A 20,871-nucleotide genomic window follows, 5' to 3' on the forward strand; every position below is an offset into this window, starting at 1 on the left:
ATTCTAGCCGAATCAGCCTTTCAGCGCTTTCTCCAGGTCATCCAGCTCTGCCGGCTTGACCAGGTGGGCGTCGAAGCCCGCTTCCTGGGCGCGGCGGCGGTCTTCGGGCGAGCCATAGCCGGTGTGCGCCACCAGGCGGATGCCGGCCATGGCCGGGTTATTCTTGATGCGGCGCGCGATTTCGTAGCCGTCCACGCCGGGAAGGCCGATGTCGAGCACGATCACCTGCGGCTTGTGGCGCAGCACCAGCTCTTCGATCTGGGATGAGTCCGACGTGGTGCAGGTCTCGTAGCCCATCTCGGCCAGCAGGAAGCCCATCATTTCCATGGCGTCGACGTTGTCGTCCACCAGCAGCACGCGCATGCCGCTGCCGTCGCTTCCGGGCTGGGCGCCGTGCGGCTCCTCGGCCTGGGCGGAGGCGACGCGCAGCAGCGGCAGCTCCATGGTGAAGGTGCTGCCCAGGCCGATGCCGGGGCTGCTCGCCTCCAGGCTGCCGCCGTGCAGTTCCAGCAGGTGCGAGACCAGCGACAGGCCGATGCCCAGGCCTTCCGGAGCGCGGTCCGGCGGCACCTCGACCTGGGTGAACATCCCGAAGATGCGCGGCAGGTTGTCCTCGGCGATGCCGATGCCGTTGTCGCGCACGGAGATGCGCACGCGGTCCTCGTTCGCCAGGCTGACGGACAGCGTGATCCGCCCTCCCTTGGGCGTGAACTTGGCGGCGTTGTGCAGCAGGTTGCCGATCGACTGGGCCAGGCGCACCGGATCGCCCGAGACCCATACCTCTTCCTTCGGCAGCTGCACCTCGAGCTGGTGCTCGCGCGCGGCGATCAGCGGGGCGGCGGTCTCGATGGCCTGGTTGATCACGGCGCCCAGGTCCACGTCCTCGGTGCGCAGCACGATCTTGCCTTCCGAGATGCGGGCCACGTCGAGCAGGTCGTCGACCAGGTGCGCCAGGTGGTCGACCTGGCGCGTGATGACTTCGCGGGCGCGCGCCTGGCGTTCGCCGGCGCCGGGACCGTCGCCCGTGGCGCCGAGCAGCGCAGCGGCATTGCGGATCGGACTGAGCGGGTTGCGCAGCTCGTGCGCCAGCGTGGCCAGGAACTGGTTCTTGTTACGGTCGGCCACGCGCAGCAGCGCTTCCATCTCCTTGCGCGCCGTGATGTCGCTGGTCACGCGCGCCACGCGGTAGACCGCGCCGCGCGTATCGCGTACCGCGAACAGGCGGTCGCGCACCCAGCGCGTGCCGCCGTCCGGCGCGCTGATCCGGAATTCGTCGTCGTAGTGCGGCGCATCCAGCAGGCGGCTCCAGCGCTCCTGGACGCGCTCGCGGTCGTCCGGATGCACGGCGTCCAGCCAGCCGCCGGGCTCCTGGCGCAGCGAGTCCACGCTCCTGCCCCAGATGTCGGCATAGGCCGGGCTGACGTAGACCAGGCTGCCCTCGGGCACGGAAAACATCCAGAACACGTCGTCGATATTGTCCGTGATCTGGCGGAAACGCTCCTCGCTGTCGCGCAGCTGCACCTGGGTCTGGTGCATGCGCAGCAGCGCGTTGACGTTGGCGATCAGCTCGTCGGCCTCGATCGGCGCGGCCAGGTAGTTGTCGGCGCCGCCCTCCAGGCCGCGGATCTTGTCGGCGCGCCCGGTCAGCGCGGCCGAGGTCTGCAGCACCAGCACCATGCTGCTGTCGGGGTTGGACTTGATGCGGCGGCATACCTCGATGCCGTTGATGTCCGGGAGCTTGACGTCGAGCAGGACCAGCGCCGGCGACAGGCGCTTGACCATTTCCAGCGCGTCGGTGCCGTTGGTCGCCTCCACCACGTCGTAGCCCGCGCCCTGCAGGATGCGGTTCTTGGCATAGCGGGCGCCGTCGTTGTCGTCAACGTTGAGGATCAGGGTCGATTGCGGTGTCATGATTCGTTTCCGTCTTGATCGGGCTCCGGGAAGCGGCGCGGCAGCGTCAAGGTGAAGGTGGACCCGGCGCCTGGCGTGCTCACCACGTCCACCCGGCCATGCAGCAGGCCTGCCAGCTTGCGGCACAGCGGCAGGCCGAGGCCCGTGCCCTTGCTGCGCCGCTGCAGCGGATGCTCGATCTGGCTGAATTCTTCGAAAATCAGTTGCAGGTTGTCCGGGCTGATGCCGATCCCGGTGTCGGCGACCGCGAAAGCGATCGTGTCGTCCGCCGCGTTGTGGGTCGCGCTCACCGTCACGCTACCCCGCTCGGTAAATTTCAGGGCATTCGAAATGAAGTTGCGCAGGATCTGGGAGATCTTGCCCTCGTCCGTGTCGAACGCCTCCACCACCTCGGAGGGTTCGAAGACCAGCTCCACCCGCCCCTCGTCCACCAGCGGACGCAGCATGCCCTTGAGGGCGCGGAACAGGTTCTCGACCACCACCGGGGCCAGGTGCACCTCGACCTTGCCGGCCTCGATCTTGGCGAGGTCGAGCAGGTCGTTGACCAGTTCCGACAGGTCGTTGGCGGCCCTGGAGATGAACTGCACCTGGCGCTCCTGCTCGGTCGTCAGGTCGCCGTCCATGCGGTCCAGCAGCAGCTGGGCCAGGGCGCGGATCGAGGACAGCGGGGTGCGCAGCTCGTGGCTGGTGTTCGACAGGAAGCGCGACTTCATCTCGTCCGCACGGCGCAGGCGCTCGGCCTTGTCCTCGATCTCGGCGTACAGGGCGACGATGCCGCGGTTGGTGTCTTCCAGTTCGCGCGTCAGCGACAGCAGGTCTTCCTGGCGCTCGCGCAGCTCGGCCATGGTCGCCACCAGTTCCTGGTTCTGCAGCTGCAGTTCCTGCAGGGTATTGGCGACCGGGCTGGCCGCCAGGCGTTCGCTGATGTCGGCCAACTGCCAGGACTGCACCATGATCTGGGGCGGCAAGGCCTTGCGCATGGTGATGGCGGTAGCCGCGCCCTCTTCCGGCTCGACGTCGCAGGAATCCATCAGGCGGTTCGCCGTGATCAGGGCCAGTTCCGGCAGCGAGCGGGTGATGCCTTCCTGCAGGCCGATGGGGCTGGAAGCCTTGCGCGGCCCGACGCCCGGGTTGACGGTCACTTCGAGCTGCTGGTGCGGACCGGACCTGACCAGGGCAAAGGCGGCGCGCCCGCCGGAACCCCGGTGGCAGGCCACCCGCGCCACTTCCGACACGGCGGTGGCGATGCGCACCTGGTCCTGCTGCGAGAAGCCGAGCAGTTCCGCGAGCTGGCGCGCGCGCTGGCGCACCAGCACCACGTCCTGGTCGACGTCGAGGGCCACGCTGAGGATGCGTTGCACGTTCATGCCTGTCCTCCCTGGAGACGGCGCACCACCAGCACCATGGCGTCGTCGCGGCGGCGGATGTAGTCGCGCATCAGCACCGCCGCGATCAGCACCGCGCTGCGCCCGGCCATGCCGGGATACTGGGCCAGGTCCCACTGGGTCTGGATGCCGTCCGAATGCATGATGCACAGGGCGCCGGGCTCGAAAGGCAGCGCGAACTCCTGCACCTTGCGGATATTGTGGCCGACGATGCCGTTATGCGAGACCAGCGGACGGCGGTTGTCGCCGATGACGCAGCCGGCGATGTTGCCGACACCGGCGAAGCGCAGCTCGCTTGCCGCGAAATCGATGCGCGCGGTCGCCAGGGCGGCGCCACGGGTCGGGCGCAGCGCCTCGTGGGCGGCATGCATCAGCTCGCCCGCCGGCAGCGCGGGGTGGCGACCGAGCGTCTTGATCGCCGCGGCAGCCGCGCGCGCCGCCTCGGGGCCGTGTCCCAGGCCGTCCGCGGCCAGCAGTGTGGCGCCCTGCGCGTCGCAGCGCACCGCCCAGCCGTCGCCGCACTCCTCCTCGCCCGCCATCGGCGTCCACAGGGCGCCGATCTCGACGCCGCAGGCTTGCGGCGCCGGGACGTCGCGCCAGAGGCGCATGAAGAAGGCGGCGCCGCGCCCGGCCTGCGTGTAGACGTCGAACTCGTCGGACAGGCGGCGCAGCGCGCCCAGGCCGGTGCCCGAGGTGCCGGCGGTGGACATGCCGTCGACCAGGCAGGCATCGACATCGATGATGCCCGGCCCGCTGTCGACCGCCAGCACGTCGACGCCGACGCCGGCGGCCGACTGCGCCGGACCGATGTGGATCTCGCCCTCGCCCGCATGCTTGAGGATGTTGGTGCCGGCCTCGGTAACGATCAGGGCCAGCTGGCCGGCACGGGTCTCGTCGAAGCCGAGCTCGTCGGCCAGGCGCTGGCCGGCGCGCCGCGCGGCGGCGATGTCGCTGGCATGGGTGATCGCGAATACCTGCTGCCGCGTGAGGGAGCTGATCAGCGCTTCCATTTGACTACCAGTACGGCAGTACCCTCGCCAGGACGGCTGTCGATCTCGAATTCGTCGACCAGGCGCTTGGAGCCGCCCAGGCCGAGACCCAGGCCGCCGCCGGTGGTGTAACCGTCGCGCAGCGCCCTGTCGATGTCGGCAATGCCGGGGCCGGCGTCGACGAACAGCAGGCCAATGCCATTGCGGATGCCGTCGGCCAGGCTCTCGAGGTGAACCTCGCCGCCGCCGCCATACTTGATGGTGTTGCGCGCCAGTTCGCTTGCCGCCGTGACCAGCTTGGTCTGGTCGACCAGCGACAGGGCGATCACCACCGCCCGTTCACGCACCTGCTTGCGCAGGCCCACGACGTCCTCGTCCGAGCGCAGGCGCAGGGTCAGGCGTGCGGTGCGGTGCTGCCGAAGGCGGTCCAGCAAGGCGGTCTCGAACAGGACTGCACTGGATTGCGCGTCGATCATCACAGGAAGTTCTTTCCGAGCAGGGCCATCCCCTTCTCGACGTTCAGGGCGGTCTTCACGCCGTGCAGGGTCAGCCCCAGCTCGACGAGGGTGATCGCCACGGCCGGCTGCATGCCGACCACCACGGTGCGGGCGTCGAGCACGCGCGCCATGGCGGCGGTATTGCTGATCATGCGGCCGATGAAGGAGTCGACCAGGTCGAGCGCCGAGATGTCGATCAGGACGCCCGTGGCGCCGTCCGCGACGATGCGCTCGGTCAGGTCGTCCTGCAGCTGCATGGCGAGGCGGTCGTGCATGTCGACCTGGATCGTCACCAGGAGCAGGTCGCCCATGCGCAGGATAGGAATGCGTTCCATGTGCCTGGCCTTATGCCTTGCTGATGACCGAGGTGCCGGTGCGCTCGAGCGCGACCACGAAGGCGTCCGCCAGGGTCGCCTTGGTGGTGACGTCTTCCAGGTTCACGCCGAGGTGCACGATGGTCTGGGCGATCTGCGGGCGGATGCCGGAGATGATGCAGTCGGCGCCCATCAGGCGCGCGGCGGCGATGGTCTTCATCAGGTGCTGGGCCACCAGGGTGTCCACGGTCGGCACGCCGGTGATGTCGATGATGGCGATCGAGGCGCCGGTATCGACGATCTTCTGCAGGATGTTCTCCATCACCACCTGGGTGCGGGCCGAATCCAGGGTGCCGATCAGCGGCAGCGCCAGGATGCCGTTCCACAGCTTGACCACCGGCGTCGACAGCTCCAGCAGCTCCTGCTGCTGCCGCACGATGATCTGGTCCTTGGTCTTCTGGAACACCTCGATAGTGTACAGGCCCAGCTTGTCGAGCAGGGTGCTGATGGTCCAGGACGCCGCTGCGATCGCCTCGGCGTCGCCTTCGAAGCCCTGGCGCAGGCGCCCGAACAGCGCTTGCTTCAGCGAGAAGATGAAGGTTGCGGTTTCGCTCGGGGTCGAGCCCGCCTTGGCGCGGCTGGAGGAGATGTCGGCCAGCAGGTCGCGCACCTCGTCCCAGGAACGGTGGTCGATGTTGTCCAGCTCTCCGCCGCGGGTGGCCGCCGCCAGGGCGCTCAGGAATTGCTGGGTATGGCTACGCAGTTGCTCCCTGGCGCCCGGGCTGCTGCGCACGAGCAGGGCTTCCAGTTGTCCCAGCCACTCGGCTGCGATCGCACCTTGCTGGTCCTGGATCAACTGGCTGATTTGGGTCGCGTAATCCATCGTCGTCATCGTTCCATCCCTATTGTAATAATTGGTTGGCGCCATGCCGCCGGATGCGGGCGGCGGCAAGGCAAATTCTGCAAAATGGCCAACTATATCATTTATGGTCGTCCATACATGACACCATTGAGTAGTTTGCGGAAATAGTTATTTCGGTCTTGAAAATATGCCAAATATGCGCCTATTTTGCCCTTGGCGTCCCGGCTCGTGCGCCAGCGCCACCAGCAGCGGCAGCAGGAGCAGGGTCAGCGCGGTCGAGGACAGGATGCCGCCGATGACCACCGTCGCCAGCGGCCGCTGCACCTCGGCCCCGGTCCCGGTCGCCAGCGCCATCGGCACGAAGCCGAGCGAAGCGACCAGGGCCGTCATCAAGACCGGCCGCAGCCGTCCCAGCGCGCCCTCCTCGATCGCCCGCGCCAGCGGCAAGCCTTCCTCGCGCAGCTTGCGGATAAAGGAGAGCATCACCAGGCCGTTGAGCACCGCCACCCCGGACAGGGCGATGAAGCCGACGGCGGCGGAGATCGACAGCGGAATCCCGCGCAGCCAGAGCGCGAACACGCCGCCGCTCAGGGCGAAGGGGATGCCGGAAAAGACCAGCAGCCCGTCCCTGACGTTGTTGAAGACCAGGTAGAGCAGCATGAACACCAGCGCCAGGGCGGCCGGCACCACCACCTGCAGGCGCCGGGCCGCCGCTTCCAGGTGCTCGAACTGACCGCCCCAGCCGATCCAGTAGCCCGGCGCCGTCCTGACCTGCGCGGCCACCTTGTCCTGCGCCTCGGCCACGAAGGAGCCGATGTCGCGCCCGCGCACATTGGCCGTCACCACCACACGGCGCTTGCCGCCCTCGCGGCTGAACTGGTTCGGGCCCGGCGCCACCTCGAAGGCGGCGATTTCGCCGAGGGTGATGAAACGCCGGGTTTCCCCCGCCCCTGCCGGCAGCGGCACCGGCAGGCGCGCCAGGTAGTCGATGTCGCCGCGCTGCGGATCCGGCAGCCGCACCACGATGCCGAAGCGGCGGTCACCCTCGAACAGGGTGCCGGCCTCCCGTCCGGCGGTGGCGGTCGCGACCAGGTCCTGCACGTCGCCGATGTTCAGGCCCATGCGCGCGGCCCGTTCGCGGTCGACCCGCACCTGCAGCATCGGCAGGCCGGTGGTCTGCTCGACGTTCACCTCGCTCGCGCCCGGCACTCCCCGCAGCACGCCCGCCACCCTGGCCGCGGCCGCGTTCAGGGTGTCGAGGTCGTCGCCGAACACCTTCACCGCCACGTCGCTGCGCACGCCGGAGATCAGTTCGTTCACGCGCAGCTGGATCGGCTGGCTGAACTCGTAGCTGTTGCCGGGCAGGCGCTCGAGGGTTTCCCGGATCGCCGCCAACAGTTCGGCGCGGGTCTTCTTCGGCTTCGGCCAGTCGCGCTCCGGGCGCAGCATGACGATGCCGTCGGCGACGTTCGGCGGCATCGGGTCGGACGCGATTTCGGCGGTGCCGATGCGGGCGAACACGCGCTCGATCTCGGGGAACCGCCGTACCAGTTCAAGCTCGATCTGCTGCTGCATCCTGACCGACTGCGACAGGCTGGTGCCCGGCATGCGCATGGTCAGCACGGCGATGTCGCCCTCGTCCAGGGTCGGCACGAATTCCGTGCCGAGGCGGCTCGCGAGCAGGGTCGAGACGGCCAGCACGATGCCGGCGAAGGCCAGCGCCACCGGTTTGTTCGCCATCGCGTAGCGCAGGGCCGGCTCGTAGGCGCGCCGCGCGGCGTGCATCAGGCGGTTCTCCTTCTCTTCCACCTTCTCGCCGATGAAGAGGGCCACCGCCGCCGGCACGAAGGTGAGCGACAGGATCATCGCGCCCAGCAGCGCGGTGACGACGGTGATCGCCATCGGGTGGAACATCTTGCCCTCGATGCCGGTCAGGGCGAAGATCGGCAGGTAGACGACCATGATGATGAGCTGGCCGAACACCAGCGGCCGGCGCGCCTCGCGCGCGGCCTCGAAGACCTCCTGGAAGCGCTCCTGCAAGGTCAAGGTGCGCCCCAGCCGCGCGTGGGCATGCGACAGCCGGCGCACGCAGTTCTCGACGATGACGACGGCGCCGTCGACGATGATGCCGAAGTCGAGCGCGCCGAGGCTCAGCAGGTTGGCGCTGACCCGGTTCACCACCATGCCCGAGAAGGTGAACAGCATCGCCAGCGGGATCACCATCGCGGTGATCAGGGCGGCGCGGATGTTCCCCAGGAAGGCGAACAGCACGGCCACCACCAGCACCGCGCCCTCGAGCAGGTTGTTGCGCACCGTGGCGATGGCCTTTTCCACCAGCACGGTGCGGTCGTAGACCGTGACCGCCTTCACGCCCGGCGGCAGGGTGCGGTTGATCTCCACCATGCGGCGGTCGACGGCGCGCGACACCTCCCGGCTGTTTTCGCCCATCAGCATGAAGACCGTGCCCAGCACCACCTCCTGGCCGTTTTCGGTCGCTGCCCCGGTGCGCAGTTCGCGCCCGAGCGAGACCGTGGCGACGTCGCGGATGCGCACCGGCATGCCGCGGATGGTCGCCACCACGATGTTGGCGATGTCGTCGCTGGACGCCACCTGGCCGGGGGCGCGCACCAGGTACTGCTCCCCTGCCCGCTCGATATAGCCGGCGCCGACGTTGCCGTTGTTCTTCTCGATGGCGGCCACGATGTCGCCCAGGTCCAGGCCATAGGCGGACAGGGTCGCCATCTCGGGCGCGACCAGGTATTCCTTGTCGAAGCCGCCGATCGAGTTGATCTCGGTGACGCCGGGCACGCTGCGCAGCTGCGGCTTGATGATCCAGTCCTGGATCTCGCGCAGGTCGGAGGGCAGGTAGGGCGAGCCGTCCGGCTTCTTCGCGCCGGGAACGGTTTCCACGGTCCAGGAATAGATCTCGGACAGGCCGGTGGCGATCGGTCCCATGGTCGGGATCACGCCAGCCGGCAGCTGCTCGCGCGCGTCCTGCAGGCGCTGGCCTACCTGCTGGCGCGCGAAGTGGATGTCGGTGCCCTCCTTGAACACGACGGTGACCTGGGACAGGCCATAGCGCGACAGCGAGCGGAAGCTCTCCAGCCGCGGCAGGCCGGCCAGCTGGGCCTCGACCGGGTAGGTGATGCGCTGCTCGGTTTCCAGGGGCGAATACCCAGGCGCGGCCGTGTTGATCTGCACCTGCACATTGGTGACGTCGGGGACGGCGTCGATCGGCAGGCGCCCATAGTTGTAGACGCCCAGCAGGGCCATCGCCAGGACGAAGGCCATGACGAGCCAGCGCTGCGCGATCGCGGCCTGGATGATGCGGTTGAACATGGCGTCTCCTTCAGTCGTGATGGCCGGCTTCGCCCTTGCCCTGTTCGGCCTTGACGCCGAAGGAGCCCGATGCGGCATAGCGTTCGCCCGGCTTCAAGCCGGACACGATCTCGACGAAGCGGTCGTCCGAGCGCCCGGTGGCGACCGGCTGCGCGACAAAACCCTCCGGCACGCGCTTGTAGACCACCTGCCGTCCGTCGACCGTCTGCAGCGCCTCGCGCGCCACCGCCACCGGCACCCGCGCCGCGCCGGTGACAATGTCGACGTTGACTGCCAGGCCCGGGCGCCAGGAGAGGTGCGGATTGGCCAGCACCACGCGCGCCTTGGCCGAGCGCGATTCTTCGCCGATCAGGGCGCTGACAAAACTCACCTTGCCGGGCGCCGTCGTATTCGAGGCGATCGAGCGGATCACGGCATCGGTGCCGACACGGACGATCTCGAGGTCGCGGCTGGGCACGACGACATCGGCCCAGACCTGGGACAGGTCGCTGACCGTGAACACGCGGGTGTCGGCGCCGACCATCTCGCCGAGCACGATGTGCTTCTCGACCACCATGCCGTCGAAGGGCGAACGCACCTGCAGGCGGTTCGACGCTCCCATTGCGCCGCCGGTGCCGAGCGCCTGCAGCGACTGGCGCGCCGCCTGCACGTTGATCTCGAGCTCCTGCAGTTCCTGTTCCGCTTTCAGGTAATCCTGGCGTGCGCCGATCTTCTCCTCCCACAGCGTTTTTTCAACCGCGTAGCTGCTCCTGGCCAGTTCGCGCCGCTTCTCCGCCGTCGCCAGCGCCGCGCGCCGTGCGGCCACCTCGCTGCTTGCGATGACCGCCAGCAGGTCGCCCTTTTTCACCAGCTGGCCCAGGTTGGCCTCGACCTTCTCGACCGCACCTTGCGCGCGCGGGGTGACGTGGGCGGTGCGGTCCTCGTTGAGGGCGATCTGGCCCGGCATGCGGATGAAGGAATCGATCTGGCGCGCTCCAACGCTCAATACCGTGATGCCGCTGCTGGCGACCTGCTCCTCGCTGAAGCGCACGATGCCGTCCTCGGCATGGCCGCCCTGTTTTTCTTCCTGGTGGCCGGCTTCCTCGTGCGTGCCGGCCACGGCCGGGGAGCGGTCCTTGAGAATGACGTAGCCGCTGAATGCGATCGCACAGGCCAGCATGAGGCCGATGATTTTCGTTTGGTGCTTGTTCATGGTTTCTCCTGGGGCGCCGGGCCGACGAGCCGTTCGATGTCGGCCAGCGCGCGGTAGCTCTCCGCTACCGCCTTGAGGTATTGGTGACGCGACTGGACCAGCGTGCGCTGGGCGTCGAGCACGTCGATGAGGCCGAACTTGCCGAGTTCATAGCCGCGGTTGGCGGCCGCATACGCCTGCTCGGCGCCGGGCAGGACCTCGCTCTTGACCAGCGCCGCCTCTTCGCTTGCCGCGGCCAGCTGGCCATGCGCCTGGGCCAGCGCGGCATGCAGGCGCACGCGCTCGGCATCGAGTTCATCGCGCGCCTTGTCCACGCGGCGCAGCGACTCCAGCACCGCCCCGCTGTTGCGGTTGAAGAGCGGCAGCGGCACCGATACGCCGAGCAAGGCGCGCCGTTCCTCCCCCATGCGCTCGTTCGACGACTCGCGCTGGGCGCCGACGATCAGGGTCACGTCGGGCATGCGGCGCGACTCCTCGACCCGCACCAGCGCACTGCGGTGGGCGACGCCGGCCAGGGCGCGGCGCAGGTCCGGCGCGCTTGCCAGGCGCGCCTCCAGCCCGGCCAGCGGCGGGACGGCGGGCGCCTCGATAACGCCAGGCGAAGCGAGAACCAGGGTGGCCGGGTCGCCTCCCCACTGCGCCGCGAGCCGGATCCGGGCCGCGGCCAGCTCGCGCGCCGCCTGGATCGCCTCGATCTGCAGCGAAGACTGCGCGACTTTCGCGCGAGTGGCTTCCAGCGGCGAGGCCTTGCCGGTATCGGCCCGGCGCGCGGCGGCTTGTGTCGCACGTTCCGCCACGGCTACCAGCTCCCTGGCCAGGCGCTGCCGCTCGCCGGCGGCGACGACATCGTAATAAGCGGCGACCGTGTCGGCGCGCACCTGGGCGCGCAGCGCGTCGAGGGCAGCCAGGGCGAGCTCCCGTTCCTGCCTGGCGGCGTCGACGCGGGCGGCCCGCTTGCCGCCGAGTTCGAATGGGATGCCGAGCTGCGCGGTGGTGGTCCGGTTGCTGCGCTCGCGTCCTTCGCGCAGCAGTTCGAGCTCGGGATTGGGCAGCGCACCGGCCTGCCCGATCGCGCCCTCTTGCGCCGCGGCTTCGTTGCCGGCTGCGCGCAGGCCAGGATTGGCCGCCAGCGCCCTGTCGATGGCTGCCGGCAGCGTCAATGGCGCTTCAAGCGCGGATGCGCTGCCAGCGAGCGCGCACGCCGCCAGGGCCAGGCGGATGATGTGGTTCTTCATGATGGTCCGATTCCGTTGCAACGATGTCGACGGCGGGACGATGCGCGCTGCTGCGCGCGAAAGCTGAACGGTCCCGCCCCTTCAGGCGCAGGATGGACGCTTGGGCGGCGGAGGCAGGTCGGGGATGTAGGAGGTGTAAAGCGGGGCGTCGAAGACGGCGTCCGCGAAGGGCTCCGGCGCCGGCAGCAGGGCCGGGGACGCGAGCAGCGCGCCGCCGCAGAAGTGGTGGCAGCAGTCGCAGCCCTCATCAATCGCCAGGGCGCTTCCGTCGTCGTCGCACTGCTGCTGCGCCTGGAGACAGACGTGCTGGGTACGCGCCTTCTCGTCAGGCGCGCAGCAGGCGCCGGACGCCGCCCAGACGAGCTGCAGCGGCATCAGTACCAGCAGGAGCAGGACCAGCAAGCGTTTCATCGAGCGGCGGCAAGGACGGCGTTGTTCATATATGATCGCTATTTAAAACCCTGTAGTCGCTACAGGGTCAAGCACGATGGAGCGGAGCGAGGATGCGATGAAGATAGGCGAACTGGCGGGACGCACGCAGTGCCCGGTGGAGACGATCCGCTACTACGAGCGGATCGGCCTGCTGGCGCCGCCGCAACGGGGCGCCAATAATTACCGCAGCTATGGCGAACGGCATGCCGAGCGCCTGCAGTTCATCCGCCACTGCCGGGCGCTCGACATGGGACTCGAGGAGATCCGCCTCCTCCTCGATGCGCGGGATCAGCCGGATGGCGACTGCACCGACGTCAACGCCCTGCTCGACCGGCACATCGAGCAGGTCGCAGGCAAGATCGCGGAACTGACGGCGCTGGAGCGGCAGCTCAAGCAACTGCGCCGCTGCTGCGTGGCGACGCAGGCCCCGCAGGCCTGCGGCATTCTGCACGCGCTGTCCGAGCACGAGCCCATGCAATAAGCGCCCCGAGGCCGGCGAGCAGGAGCGGCGCCCGGCCGGGGCGGAGTGACGCCCCTGCCGGGACTTGGCCAATCAGCCGCGCTTGGCGGAAGGTGCCCGTGCGCCGCCGAGCGCCACCAGGGCCAGGCCGACCAGCGCCAGCGAGCCTGGTTCCGGCACGTCCTGGGTGGTTTCCACGACACCGATCTCCACGAGTGAATTGTAGGCCACATAGCGCGCGCCGTTGGTGCAAAGAACGTCAGCCTACGATTCTCTAGCCTTGCCCTCCGGACATATTGTCGCACCTCAAGCCGTCGGTGCGACCCATAAAAAAACCGCCAGGCTCACGCACTGGCGGTTTTCATATTAAGCGGCGAACCGCTCAGGCATGACGCAGGATTACTGCGCCGCGCCTTCCACCGGATCGGCAGCCTTCATCGACAGCTTCAGGCGGCCGCGCTCGTCGGTCTCGAGGACCTTCACGCGCACTTGCTGGCCTTCCTTCAGGTAGTCGGCGACGGCGTTGACACGCTCGTTGGCGATCTGCGAGATGTGCAGCAGGCCGTCCTTGCCCGGCATGACTTGCACGATCGCGCCGAAGTCCAGCAGCTTGAGCACGGTGCCGTCGTAGGTCTTGCCCACTTCGACCGATGCGGTCAGCTCTTCGATGCGGCGCTTGGCTTCCTGGCCGGCGGCGGCGTCGACCGACGCGATGGTCACGATGCCTTCGTCGGTGATGTCGATCTGGGTGCCGGTTTCTTCGGTCAGCGCGCGGATGACGGCGCCGCCCTTGCCGATCACGTCACGGATCTTTTCCGGGTTGATGCGGATGGTGATCAGGCGCGGTGCGAAGTCCGACAGCTCGGTCTTCACGCTCGGCACGGCCTTCTGCATCTCGCCCAGGATGTGCTGGCGGGCTTCCTTGGCTTGCGCCAGCGCCACCTGCATGATTTCCTTGGTGATGCCCTGGATCTTGATGTCCATCTGCAGGGCGGTGATGCCTGCCGGGGTGCCGGCGACCTTGAAGTCCATGTCGCCCAGGTGGTCTTCGTCACCCAGGATGTCGGTCAGGACGGCGAACTTGCCGCCTTCCTTGATCAGGCCCATGGCGATGCCAGCGACGTGCGCCTTCATCGGCACGCCGGCGTCCATCAGTGCCAGGCAGCCGCCGCAGACCGAAGCCATCGACGAGGAGCCGTTCGACTCGGTGATTTCCGAGACCAGGCGCACCGAGTAGCTGAACTCTTCCGCCGACGGCAGCGCAGCGACCAGCGCGCGCTTGGCCAGGCGGCCGTGGCCGACTTCGCGGCGCTTCGGGGTGCCCACGCGACCGGTTTCGCCGGTGGCGAACGGAGGCATGTTGTAGTGCATCATGAAGTCGTCGGTGTACTCGCCCATCAGCGCGTCGATCTTCTGGCTGTCGCGCGCGGTGCCGAGGGTGGCGACCACGAGTGCCTGGGTTTCGCCGCGGGTGAACAGGGCCGAGCCGTGGGTACGCGGCAGCACGCTGGTGCGGATCGCGATCGGACGCACGGTGCGGGTGTCGCGGCCGTCGATGCGCGGCTCGCCGTTCAGGATCTGCGAACGCACGACCTTGGCTTCCATGTCGAACAGGATGTTGCCGACTTCGGCCGCATCGGCTGCGACGCCCTGGGTCGCCAGGCCGGCCATCACTTCGGCCGAGATCGACTTCAGCTTCTGCTGGCGCGCCGATTTTTCGCGGGTCTGGTAGGCATCGCGGATCTTCTCGGCGGCCAGGTCGCTCACGCGGGCGATCAGTTCTTCGTTCTTCGGCGCCGGGCTCCACTCGACTTCCGGCTTGCCGCCTTCGGCCACCAGGTCGTGGATCGCGTCGATGACGGCCTTCATCTGGTCGTGGCCGAAGACGACCGCGCCCAGCATGACTTCTTCCGACAGTTGCTGCGCTTCCGATTCCACCATCAGCACGGCGGTTTCGGTGCCGGCCACGACCAGGTCCATCTGCGAGGTCTTGAGCTGGGTGGTGGTCGGGTTCAGGATGTACTGGCCGTTCGCGTAGCCGACGCGCGCTGCGCCGATCGGGCCGTTGAACGGGATGCCGGCGATGCACAGCGCAGCCGAGGCGCCGATCATCGACGGGATGTCCGGGTCGATCTCAGGGTTGACCGACAGGACGTGGATGATGATCTGGACTTCGTTCAGGTAGCCTTCCGGGAACAGCGGGCGGATCGGACGGTCGATCAGGCGCGAGGTCAGGGTCTCTTTTTCCGAAGGACGGCCTTCGCGCTTGAAGAAGCCGCCCGGGATCTTACCGGCTGCGTACGTTTTCTCCATGTAGTCGACGGTCAGCGGGAAGAAATCCTGGCCCGGCTTGGCGTCCTTCTTGGCGACCACGGTGGCCAGGATGACGGTGTCTTCGACCGACACGACGACGGCGCCGCTTGCCTGGCGCGCGATTTCACCCGTCTCCAGGGTGACCGTGTGTTGACCGTACTGGAAGGTTTTCGTAACTTTGTTAAACATGGGTAATCCCTTTCATTTTGCCGACAGATTTTCAGGAGCTGTCGTTCACCTCACCACGGACGGAATGTTTCCGTCATTGCTACAACAACAAAACAGCTAAAACAAAAAATGCCCGCGACAGGTATCTGGCGCAGGCATTTCGTGACTAAATCGTCTTGACCAACGATTACTTACGCAGGCCGAGCTTGGCGATCAGGTCGCGGTAACGGTTCGCGTCTTTGCGCTTCAGGTAAGCCAGCAGGCTCTTACGACGGTTAACCATCATGATCAGGCCACGACGCGAGTGGTGATCTTTCTGGTGTGCCTTGAAGTGGCCGTTCAGCTCGTTGATGCGGGCGGTCAGCAGTGCAACCTGGACTTCCGGCGAACCGGTATCGTTCTGGCCACGTGCGTTGTCCGCGATGATCGCGGCTTTGTTGATGTTTTCTACGGTCATGATGTTACCTTTCACATGCGGTACATGAGTCGAAACCCAGCGTACCGTGATTGTTTAAAGACCTGTCCAAAACGGACAGACCCGCCAGTATAGGGGAAAACCCGGCGTGCGGCCACTGTTTGCGTCGCCTGGATGGTGCATCATGGAGTTTTTCGGGCTGTATGAGGGCCAAGTCATGGATAAATTGATCAGAATTACAACACTCGTCACCGCGATGCTGCTCGGCGGCTGCGCCGGGATGCTTCGCCAGGCGCCCACCATCGGCGACTCGGCCGAAGTCGTCCAGCAGAAGATGGGCGCCCCGACCGCCATCTACGGCGCCGGGCACGACCGCATCTTCGAATACGCCACCGGACCGATGGGCCAGCAGACCTGGATGGCGCGCATTGGCGCGGACGGGCGGCTGGTGTCCTACGAGCAGGTGCTGACCAGCGAGAAGTTCGCCACCGTCAAGATCGATTCGGCGGACAAGGAAGAAGTCTTGCGCACCGTCGGGCGCCCGGCCGAGACCTCGCGCGTGGCGCTGCGCAACTATGAGGTCTGGTCCTATCGCTACAAGGAAGCCGGAGTATGGAATTCGCTGATGCACGTGCACTTCGACCAGCAGGGTGTGGTGCGGCAGATGATGAACGGGCCCGATCCGATGTACGAGCCGAAGGAGCGCATGGGCTGGTAGCTTGAGCGGCCAATAAATAAACAAATTTGTTTACTTATTGAGGAGTTCTTCGTATGATGCCTCATCGCCAACACCTGGGCCGGGGTTCATATGAAGCATGGTTTATTGATCGGTAGCGCCTGCCTGCTGGCGCTGCTGTCCACGGTCGGGGCCTCGGTCGCCTATCCGCTGCTGCCGCCGCTGTTCGCCGGCGACGCGCCGAACGGGCTCAACGCCTTCCTCGGCCTGCCGCCCAAGCTCCTGTTCGGCGTCGCCCTGATGGTCAACCCGGTCGGCCTGCTGATCGGCAGCGCCATCCTGGGCCCGGCCTCGGACGTGATCGGACGCCGCCGCCTGCTGCTGCTGACGACCTTCGGCGCCGCGGCCGGGCACCTGCTCACGGCCTATGCCCTGCTGATCCAGTCCTACCCCCTGCTCGTCGGCGCCCGCTTCGCCACCGGCCTCATGGAAGGCAACACGGCCATCCTGCGCGCCCTGCTCGCCGAGCGCCTGCAGGGACAGCTGCGCAACCACGCGCTGTCCTGGCTGAACGGCGCCTTCAACCTCGGCTGGCTGGCCGGCCCGCTGCTGTCGGGCCTGAGCGCCCACTACAGCGTGACGCTGCCCTTCTACGTGGCGGCCGGCGGCCTGCTGCTGGGCGCCCTGCTCTCCTCGCTGGCGCTGGCGCTGGCGCCCGAGGCGCGCACGGCGGCGGCCCATGCCGAAAGCTGGGCGAGCACCATGCGCAAGCGCCATGCCTTCACCCTGCTGCGCCACTCGCCGCTGCGCATGCTCTTCCTCATCCACTTCAGCTACGCCTGCGGGGTCACCGCCTTCTACAGCTTCTTCCCGATGTGGCTGGTCGAAGTCGGCCGCTATGACGCCGCCGGCATCGCTTTCGTGAACATGGCCATGTGCGGCCTGATGGCCTTCACGGCGCTGTTCGCGGGGCGGGCAAGCAGCCTCGATCCGCGCCAGCGCGTGGCCGGCCAGGCCGGCGCGGTGGCGCTGGCGATCATCTGCGTGGGATTGGGCAACCTGTGGGTCGGCATGGCCGCCATCGTGCTGTTCGGCCTGCCGCACGCTTTTTATAACGCGACCATCCAGTCCTGGTCGGTCGACCAGTTCGCGCACCACGGGCAAGGCTCGGTGATGGGCCTGCTCTCCACGACCTTCTGCCTCGCGAACGTCGTGATGGCGCTGGGCGGCGCGCTGCTGGCGCTGGTCGACACGCGCCTGGTGCTGGTGGCCGGCGGCCTCTTCGCCGCCACCGGCGCCTTCGCGATGCGGCGCTGGAGCCGCCAACCCGCCCCCATCGAAAGCCACGCCGCATGAATACCTTCGACCAGATCCTGATGCTCCTGAAGACGCGCGGTCCGCAGACCGCGCAAACCCTGGCCGAGGTCCTGCACCTGACCTCGATGGCCGCACGGCGCCAGCTGGAAGCCGCGCAGGAAAAGGGCCTGGTGGCGTCGGAGGACACACCCGGCAAGGTGGGCCGCCCGGTGCGCCGCTGGCGCCTGACGGACCTGGGCCACGCGCGCTTCCCGGACCGCCATGCCGCGCTGACGCTCGACCTGATCGGGCAGGTGCGCATGCTGTTCGGAGAAGAAGCGATCGACCGCATGATCGACGCACGCGAAGCCGCCAGCGAAGCGGCCTACCGCAACGCCATCGACACCGACGCGCCGCTGGTCCAGCGCGCCGCGGCGCTGGCGGTCATGCGCGAAGCCGAGGGGTATATGGCCGAGGCCCAGGCGCAGGAGGACGGCAGCGTGCTGCTGGTCGAGAACCACTGCCCGATCTGCGCCGCGGCGCGCGCCTGCCAGAATTTCTGCCGATCGGAACTCGATGTGTTCCGGCGCGTGCTGGGGCCGGATGCCCAGGTCGAGCGCGTCGAGCACCAGCTGGCCGGCGCGCGGCGCTGCGCCTACCGCATCGTGCCGATCGCGGTCACGCCATCGGCTGGCGGATGACGGTCTTCCACCGGGACGGGTCGCCGCGGCGAATGTCGCTCAGGTAGATCTCGTGGTGCTTGCCCGCCAGGGCGCCGCGCTCCTCGATGAAGGCGTGGACGCGCGCAATGGTCGGCCCCTCTTCGCTGAACGGTCCGACGTGCAGGACCTGGGCGCAGCGCCCCTCGTGGAAGGTTTCCAGGCGCAGCGCGTCGAGCGCAGGCAAGCGCTTCTTTTCACCTACCTGTGCAAGCGCCGCGTGGATCACGGAATCCTCGACGAGGTCCGGCTGGTTGATCATCATCGTCCACTTCCATTGCGTGCGGTCGTTGGAGATGAAGGACGAGAGGTCGTCGGCCCACCACAGCCCCTCCAGCGGCATGACGGCGTAGTCGATGGCCGCCGGACCTTTTTTCAGCATGAATTTGGCCGTGTACGACACGGAGAACAGGGCTTCCACCGCCCGGGCGTAGGCCGGGGAGGTGTTCGGGTCGCCCTCACCGTCGATCATCAGGAAGCGCAGGGGCGGCACATCCACCTGCACCACCTCCTTCGCCCTTGGCCGGTACAGGTGCTTCAGCTCCCGCCTGAAATCGATCTTCGCCACGTCCACCCTAGCGGCGCACGCCGCCGGTATCGTCGTCGTCATCCAGCGGAATGATGCTGACCGGCTTGCCCTTGGCCGCGCGATACGCAAACACGGCGTAGCCGGACAGGCCGTAGATCACGAAGATCGGCCACAGCACCTTGGGCGGGTCGATCGCCACCAGCGCGAAGCCGAGGGCGATCAGGAACACCACGATGAAGGGCACCGACTTGCGGAAGTTGATGTCCTTGAAGCTGTAGAAGGGCACGTTCGACACCATGGTCAGGCCGGCGAACACGGCAATCGCCCAGCTGACCCAGTCGACCTGGCGCGAGCTCACGTTGATGTCCGGGTCGGTCATCATCATGATGAAGCCGACCACCAGGGCGGCGGCGGCGGGGCTCGGCAAGCCCTGGAAGAAACGCTTGTCGACCACCTGGATATTGGTGTTGAAGCGGGCCAGGCGCAGCGCGGCGCCGGCGCAGTAGATGAAGGCCGCGATCCAGCCGAGCTTGCCCAGGCCGCGCAGCGACCATTCATAGATCACCAGGGCCGGGGCGGCGCCGAAGGACACCATGTCGGACAGCGAGTCGTACTGGGCGCCGAATTCGGACTGGGTATTGGTCAGGCGGGCGATGCGCCCATCCAGGCCATCGAGGACCATGGCGATGAACACGGCCCAGCAGGCGTGTTCGAAGCGCTGGTTCATCGCCATCACGATCGCGTAGAAGCCACAGAACAGCGCACCGGTGGTGAAAGCGTTGGGGAGCAGGTAGATGCCACGCCCGCGCTCGCCTTCCAGGCGGTCTTCCGCCCTCCTCCCAAAACGTTTCAAACGGGAAAAACGGGGCGATTTCGGCGCTGCGCCTGGCGTCCTGCGTCGTGGAAAGGTTGGCATAGGGGTCCGTGTCAGTAATACAGTTAGCTGCATTATAGAGGCGCGGACCCCTCGTTAGCGAATCGCTACTGTTGCGTGAACATTATTTGAAGCGAACCTTGCCGACCAGACGCATCTGAAGGGTGGTTTCGCCCGGTTCGAAGCTCGGTTCCGGAACCTCGTCCGCCATCTCGCGCTTGGCGCTCATGCGCATCATCTGCGGGGCGGCCGCGGCCTGGGCGTCGCCCGCATAGTTGCCGGAACCCTCGAAGTCGACCGTATCGAGCACGGCTTCCTGGGGCTGGCGGCCCATCGCGCGGGCGATCGAGACGATGCGCTCGTTCAGGTTGCGATAAGTCGCGGCGATGCGCTGGTCGTCCAGGCGCTTTTCCAGTTCCGGGCTCAGGCCGAAGTTCACACCATTGATTTGCAGGACTTTCTGCGCGGCAGCAGCGGTCTTCGGCAGCTCGGCCAGGTTCTTCGTCTTGACTTCCAGGTACTGCCCGACGCGCCAGGCGATCGGCACCGGCTTCGTGGCGGCGCGCGTAGCAGGCTGGGGCATCGGCGGCACTTCCGGGTAGACCGGATAGGTGTAGTAGCCCATGGTCTTCAGCTCGGCCTGCGGGTCGGCGCGGCGCACGATCTCCGTGCCTTCCTTCATCTTGCGGTTCACGCGTGCGGCGGCGGCGGCCTTGTCCTTGTCGTGTTCCTCGACAGCGAACATCATGGTCGCCTGGTCGTTGGCGTGCTTGATCTCGCCGAAGGCGGGGACCACGACGAGGGTGCCGGTGGTGGCCGGGGCGGCGGCCTGGGTCTGGGCCTGGACCTGGGCCTGCGCCTGGAAAGCCAGCACCAGGGCTGCGGCGACGAGGGATTTCGAAAGTTTCATTGTTGTTCTCCAGTATGTATGACGAATGTCGACGTCACTTATACGATACCGGGCTTGGGACATCTATCGTGATTTTGTAATGAACAGTTGCAAAACACCAAGCCGCGTAACAGCTGTCTTGAATTGTCTCGGCGCGATTGCAATTGATTACATGGCGTGGGTCGGATCCTCGAAGCCCGGCAGGGAGCGGATCCGTTCGACCGCGAAATCGCAAGCAATTGCTCGCGCTGGCGCCGGTCGAGATGCCTTACGCGCGCCAGCCACCTCCTGAAGCCCGCCGCCTGCATTGCCGCCTCCGCTATCGACCGGGATGGCAATCAGACAGCGAATTAGCTCGACAGTTCACCCTGACCCA

The 20,871-nt window shown here is 67.2% G+C and carries 20 protein-coding genes; 4 read left to right on the top strand and 16 right to left on the bottom strand.

The genetic code is table 11. The features are described 5' to 3' along the window. Positions 1–12: 12 nt before the first annotated feature. From ACQ7JA_RS06790 to ACQ7JA_RS06835, 10 genes are all read right to left on the bottom strand, one after another. A complete protein-coding gene (locus ACQ7JA_RS06790) occupies positions 13–1,911 on the bottom strand; it encodes an ATP-binding response regulator (RefSeq protein ID WP_430895876.1) in 1,899 nt (632 codons plus the stop codon). Further along, a complete protein-coding gene (locus tag ACQ7JA_RS06795) occupies positions 1,908–3,278 on the bottom strand; it encodes an ATP-binding protein (protein WP_430895878.1) in 1,371 nt (456 codons plus the stop codon). Before ACQ7JA_RS06795 ends, ACQ7JA_RS06790 begins: the two co-directional genes overlap by 4 nt. Beyond that, on the bottom strand, positions 3,275–4,306 hold the full coding sequence (locus tag ACQ7JA_RS06800) for an ATP-binding SpoIIE family protein phosphatase (protein WP_430895880.1): 1,032 nt from the start codon (positions 4,304–4,306) through the stop codon (positions 3,275–3,277). Before ACQ7JA_RS06800 ends, ACQ7JA_RS06795 begins: the two co-directional genes overlap by 4 nt. Next, a complete protein-coding gene (locus ACQ7JA_RS06805) occupies positions 4,294–4,761 on the bottom strand; it encodes an anti-sigma regulatory factor (RefSeq protein WP_430895882.1) in 468 nt (155 codons plus the stop codon). Before ACQ7JA_RS06805 ends, ACQ7JA_RS06800 begins: the two co-directional genes overlap by 13 nt. Then, entirely contained in the window at positions 4,761–5,117 is a 357-nt protein-coding gene (locus tag ACQ7JA_RS06810; protein WP_430895884.1) for an STAS domain-containing protein, read from the bottom strand. Before ACQ7JA_RS06810 ends, ACQ7JA_RS06805 begins: the two co-directional genes overlap by 1 nt. Before the next feature lie 10 nt (positions 5,118–5,127). Beyond that, positions 5,128–5,988: an STAS domain-containing protein gene (locus ACQ7JA_RS06815; protein ID WP_430895886.1), complete on the bottom strand. Its 861-nt coding sequence runs from the start codon at positions 5,986–5,988 to the stop codon at positions 5,128–5,130. 138 nt (positions 5,989–6,126) lie between these two features. Further along, positions 6,127–9,297 carry an efflux RND transporter permease subunit gene (locus ACQ7JA_RS06820; RefSeq protein WP_430895888.1) on the bottom strand — a complete coding sequence of 1,057 codons (3,171 nt, stop codon included), beginning with the start codon at positions 9,295–9,297 and terminating at the stop codon, positions 6,127–6,129. A 10-nt stretch (positions 9,298–9,307) separates the two neighbouring features. Next, the gene (locus tag ACQ7JA_RS06825) at positions 9,308–10,489 is read right to left on the bottom strand and encodes an efflux RND transporter periplasmic adaptor subunit (protein WP_430895890.1); all 1,182 of its coding nucleotides are present in this window, start codon (positions 10,487–10,489) and stop codon (positions 9,308–9,310) included. Next, on the bottom strand, positions 10,486–11,724 hold the full coding sequence (locus tag ACQ7JA_RS06830) for a TolC family protein (protein WP_430895892.1): 1,239 nt from the start codon (positions 11,722–11,724) through the stop codon (positions 10,486–10,488). The genes ACQ7JA_RS06825 and ACQ7JA_RS06830 overlap by 4 nt, the downstream gene beginning before the upstream one ends. A gap of 81 nt (positions 11,725–11,805) precedes the next feature. Beyond that, positions 11,806–12,135, bottom strand: a complete 330-nt coding sequence (locus tag ACQ7JA_RS06835; RefSeq protein WP_430895894.1) for a hypothetical protein — start codon at positions 12,133–12,135, stop codon at positions 11,806–11,808. 97 nt (positions 12,136–12,232) lie between these two features. Between ACQ7JA_RS06835 and cadR the strand changes: the two genes are divergently transcribed. Then, positions 12,233–12,637 (top strand): Cd(II)/Pb(II)-responsive transcriptional regulator, encoded by a 405-nt coding sequence (cadR, locus tag ACQ7JA_RS06840; RefSeq protein ID WP_430895896.1) that lies wholly within the window; start codon positions 12,233–12,235, stop codon positions 12,635–12,637. A 72-nt stretch (positions 12,638–12,709) separates the two neighbouring features. Here cadR and ACQ7JA_RS06845 read toward each other — a convergent pair whose 3' ends face one another. From ACQ7JA_RS06845 to rpsO, 3 genes are all read right to left on the bottom strand, one after another. Continuing rightward, entirely contained in the window at positions 12,710–12,814 is a 105-nt protein-coding gene (locus tag ACQ7JA_RS06845; protein ID WP_430895898.1) for a PEP-CTERM sorting domain-containing protein, read from the bottom strand. A gap of 201 nt (positions 12,815–13,015) precedes the next feature. Beyond that, positions 13,016–15,118 (bottom strand): polyribonucleotide nucleotidyltransferase, encoded by a 2,103-nt coding sequence (gene pnp / locus ACQ7JA_RS06850; RefSeq protein WP_430895900.1) that lies wholly within the window; start codon positions 15,116–15,118, stop codon positions 13,016–13,018. 166 nt (positions 15,119–15,284) lie between these two features. Continuing rightward, complete coding sequence (gene rpsO, locus ACQ7JA_RS06855; protein ID WP_027867691.1) at positions 15,285–15,554, bottom strand: 30S ribosomal protein S15; 270 nt, start codon at positions 15,552–15,554, stop codon at positions 15,285–15,287. 175 nt (positions 15,555–15,729) lie between these two features. Here rpsO and ACQ7JA_RS06860 point away from each other — a divergent pair, with 175 nt between their 5' ends. The 3 genes from ACQ7JA_RS06860 to ACQ7JA_RS06870 all read left to right on the top strand — a co-directional run bounded on the left by ACQ7JA_RS06860 (position 15,730) and on the right by ACQ7JA_RS06870 (position 18,185). Then, a complete protein-coding gene (locus tag ACQ7JA_RS06860) occupies positions 15,730–16,230 on the top strand; it encodes a hypothetical protein (RefSeq protein WP_430895903.1) in 501 nt (166 codons plus the stop codon). A 90-nt stretch (positions 16,231–16,320) separates the two neighbouring features. Next, positions 16,321–17,544: an MFS transporter gene (locus ACQ7JA_RS06865; RefSeq protein ID WP_430895905.1), complete on the top strand. Its 1,224-nt coding sequence runs from the start codon at positions 16,321–16,323 to the stop codon at positions 17,542–17,544. Beyond that, a complete protein-coding gene (locus ACQ7JA_RS06870; protein WP_430895907.1) occupies positions 17,541–18,185 on the top strand; it encodes a helix-turn-helix transcriptional regulator in 645 nt (214 codons plus the stop codon). Before ACQ7JA_RS06865 ends, ACQ7JA_RS06870 begins: the two co-directional genes overlap by 4 nt. On the opposite strand, the gene ACQ7JA_RS06875 is transcribed toward ACQ7JA_RS06870, so the two are convergent. The 3 genes from ACQ7JA_RS06875 to ACQ7JA_RS06885 all read right to left on the bottom strand — a co-directional run bounded on the left by ACQ7JA_RS06875 (position 18,163) and on the right by ACQ7JA_RS06885 (position 20,516). Continuing rightward, positions 18,163–18,771: a GyrI-like domain-containing protein gene (locus ACQ7JA_RS06875; RefSeq protein ID WP_430895909.1), complete on the bottom strand. Its 609-nt coding sequence runs from the start codon at positions 18,769–18,771 to the stop codon at positions 18,163–18,165. The two genes, ACQ7JA_RS06870 and ACQ7JA_RS06875, sit on opposite strands and share 23 nt — an antisense overlap. 7 nt (positions 18,772–18,778) lie before the next feature. After that, on the bottom strand, positions 18,779–19,648 hold the full coding sequence (gene pssA, locus ACQ7JA_RS06880) for a CDP-diacylglycerol--serine O-phosphatidyltransferase (RefSeq protein WP_430895911.1): 870 nt from the start codon (positions 19,646–19,648) through the stop codon (positions 18,779–18,781). Between the two features lie 82 nt (positions 19,649–19,730). Continuing rightward, the gene (locus ACQ7JA_RS06885; RefSeq protein WP_430895913.1) at positions 19,731–20,516 is read right to left on the bottom strand and encodes an SIMPL domain-containing protein; all 786 of its coding nucleotides are present in this window, start codon (positions 20,514–20,516) and stop codon (positions 19,731–19,733) included. Positions 20,517–20,871: the final 355 nt, after the last annotated feature.

Origin of the sequence: Massilia sp. BKSP1R2A-1 (assembly GCF_050586525.1) — a bacterium.
Taxonomy (GTDB): Bacteria; Pseudomonadota; Gammaproteobacteria; order Burkholderiales; family Burkholderiaceae_D; genus Telluria.

Coding starts and splice junctions, on each gene's coding strand:
- ACQ7JA_RS06790 (WP_430895876.1), bottom strand. CDS start 1,911: ATGACACCGCAATCGACCCTGATCCTCAACGTTGACGACAACGACGGC.
- ACQ7JA_RS06795 (WP_430895878.1), bottom strand. CDS start 3,278: ATGAACGTGCAACGCATCCTCAGCGTGGCCCTCGACGTCGACCAGGAC.
- ACQ7JA_RS06800 (WP_430895880.1), bottom strand. CDS start 4,306: ATGGAAGCGCTGATCAGCTCCCTCACGCGGCAGCAGGTATTCGCGATC.
- ACQ7JA_RS06805 (WP_430895882.1), bottom strand. CDS start 4,761: ATGATCGACGCGCAATCCAGTGCAGTCCTGTTCGAGACCGCCTTGCTG.
- ACQ7JA_RS06810 (WP_430895884.1), bottom strand. CDS start 5,117: ATGGAACGCATTCCTATCCTGCGCATGGGCGACCTGCTCCTGGTGACG.
- ACQ7JA_RS06815 (WP_430895886.1), bottom strand. CDS start 5,988: ATGACGACGATGGATTACGCGACCCAAATCAGCCAGTTGATCCAGGAC.
- ACQ7JA_RS06820 (WP_430895888.1), bottom strand. CDS start 9,297: ATGTTCAACCGCATCATCCAGGCCGCGATCGCGCAGCGCTGGCTCGTC.
- ACQ7JA_RS06825 (WP_430895890.1), bottom strand. CDS start 10,489: ATGAACAAGCACCAAACGAAAATCATCGGCCTCATGCTGGCCTGTGCG.
- ACQ7JA_RS06830 (WP_430895892.1), bottom strand. CDS start 11,724: ATGAAGAACCACATCATCCGCCTGGCCCTGGCGGCGTGCGCGCTCGCT.
- ACQ7JA_RS06835 (WP_430895894.1), bottom strand. CDS start 12,135: ATGAAACGCTTGCTGGTCCTGCTCCTGCTGGTACTGATGCCGCTGCAG.
- cadR (WP_430895896.1), top strand. CDS start 12,233: ATGAAGATAGGCGAACTGGCGGGACGCACGCAGTGCCCGGTGGAGACG.
- pnp (WP_430895900.1), bottom strand. CDS start 15,118: ATGTTTAACAAAGTTACGAAAACCTTCCAGTACGGTCAACACACGGTC.
- rpsO (WP_027867691.1), bottom strand. CDS start 15,554: ATGACCGTAGAAAACATCAACAAAGCCGCGATCATCGCGGACAACGCA.
- ACQ7JA_RS06860 (WP_430895903.1), top strand. CDS start 15,730: ATGGATAAATTGATCAGAATTACAACACTCGTCACCGCGATGCTGCTC.
- ACQ7JA_RS06865 (WP_430895905.1), top strand. CDS start 16,321: ATGAAGCATGGTTTATTGATCGGTAGCGCCTGCCTGCTGGCGCTGCTG.
- ACQ7JA_RS06870 (WP_430895907.1), top strand. CDS start 17,541: ATGAATACCTTCGACCAGATCCTGATGCTCCTGAAGACGCGCGGTCCG.
- pssA (WP_430895911.1), bottom strand. CDS start 19,648: ATGCCAACCTTTCCACGACGCAGGACGCCAGGCGCAGCGCCGAAATCG.
- ACQ7JA_RS06885 (WP_430895913.1), bottom strand. CDS start 20,516: ATGAAACTTTCGAAATCCCTCGTCGCCGCAGCCCTGGTGCTGGCTTTC.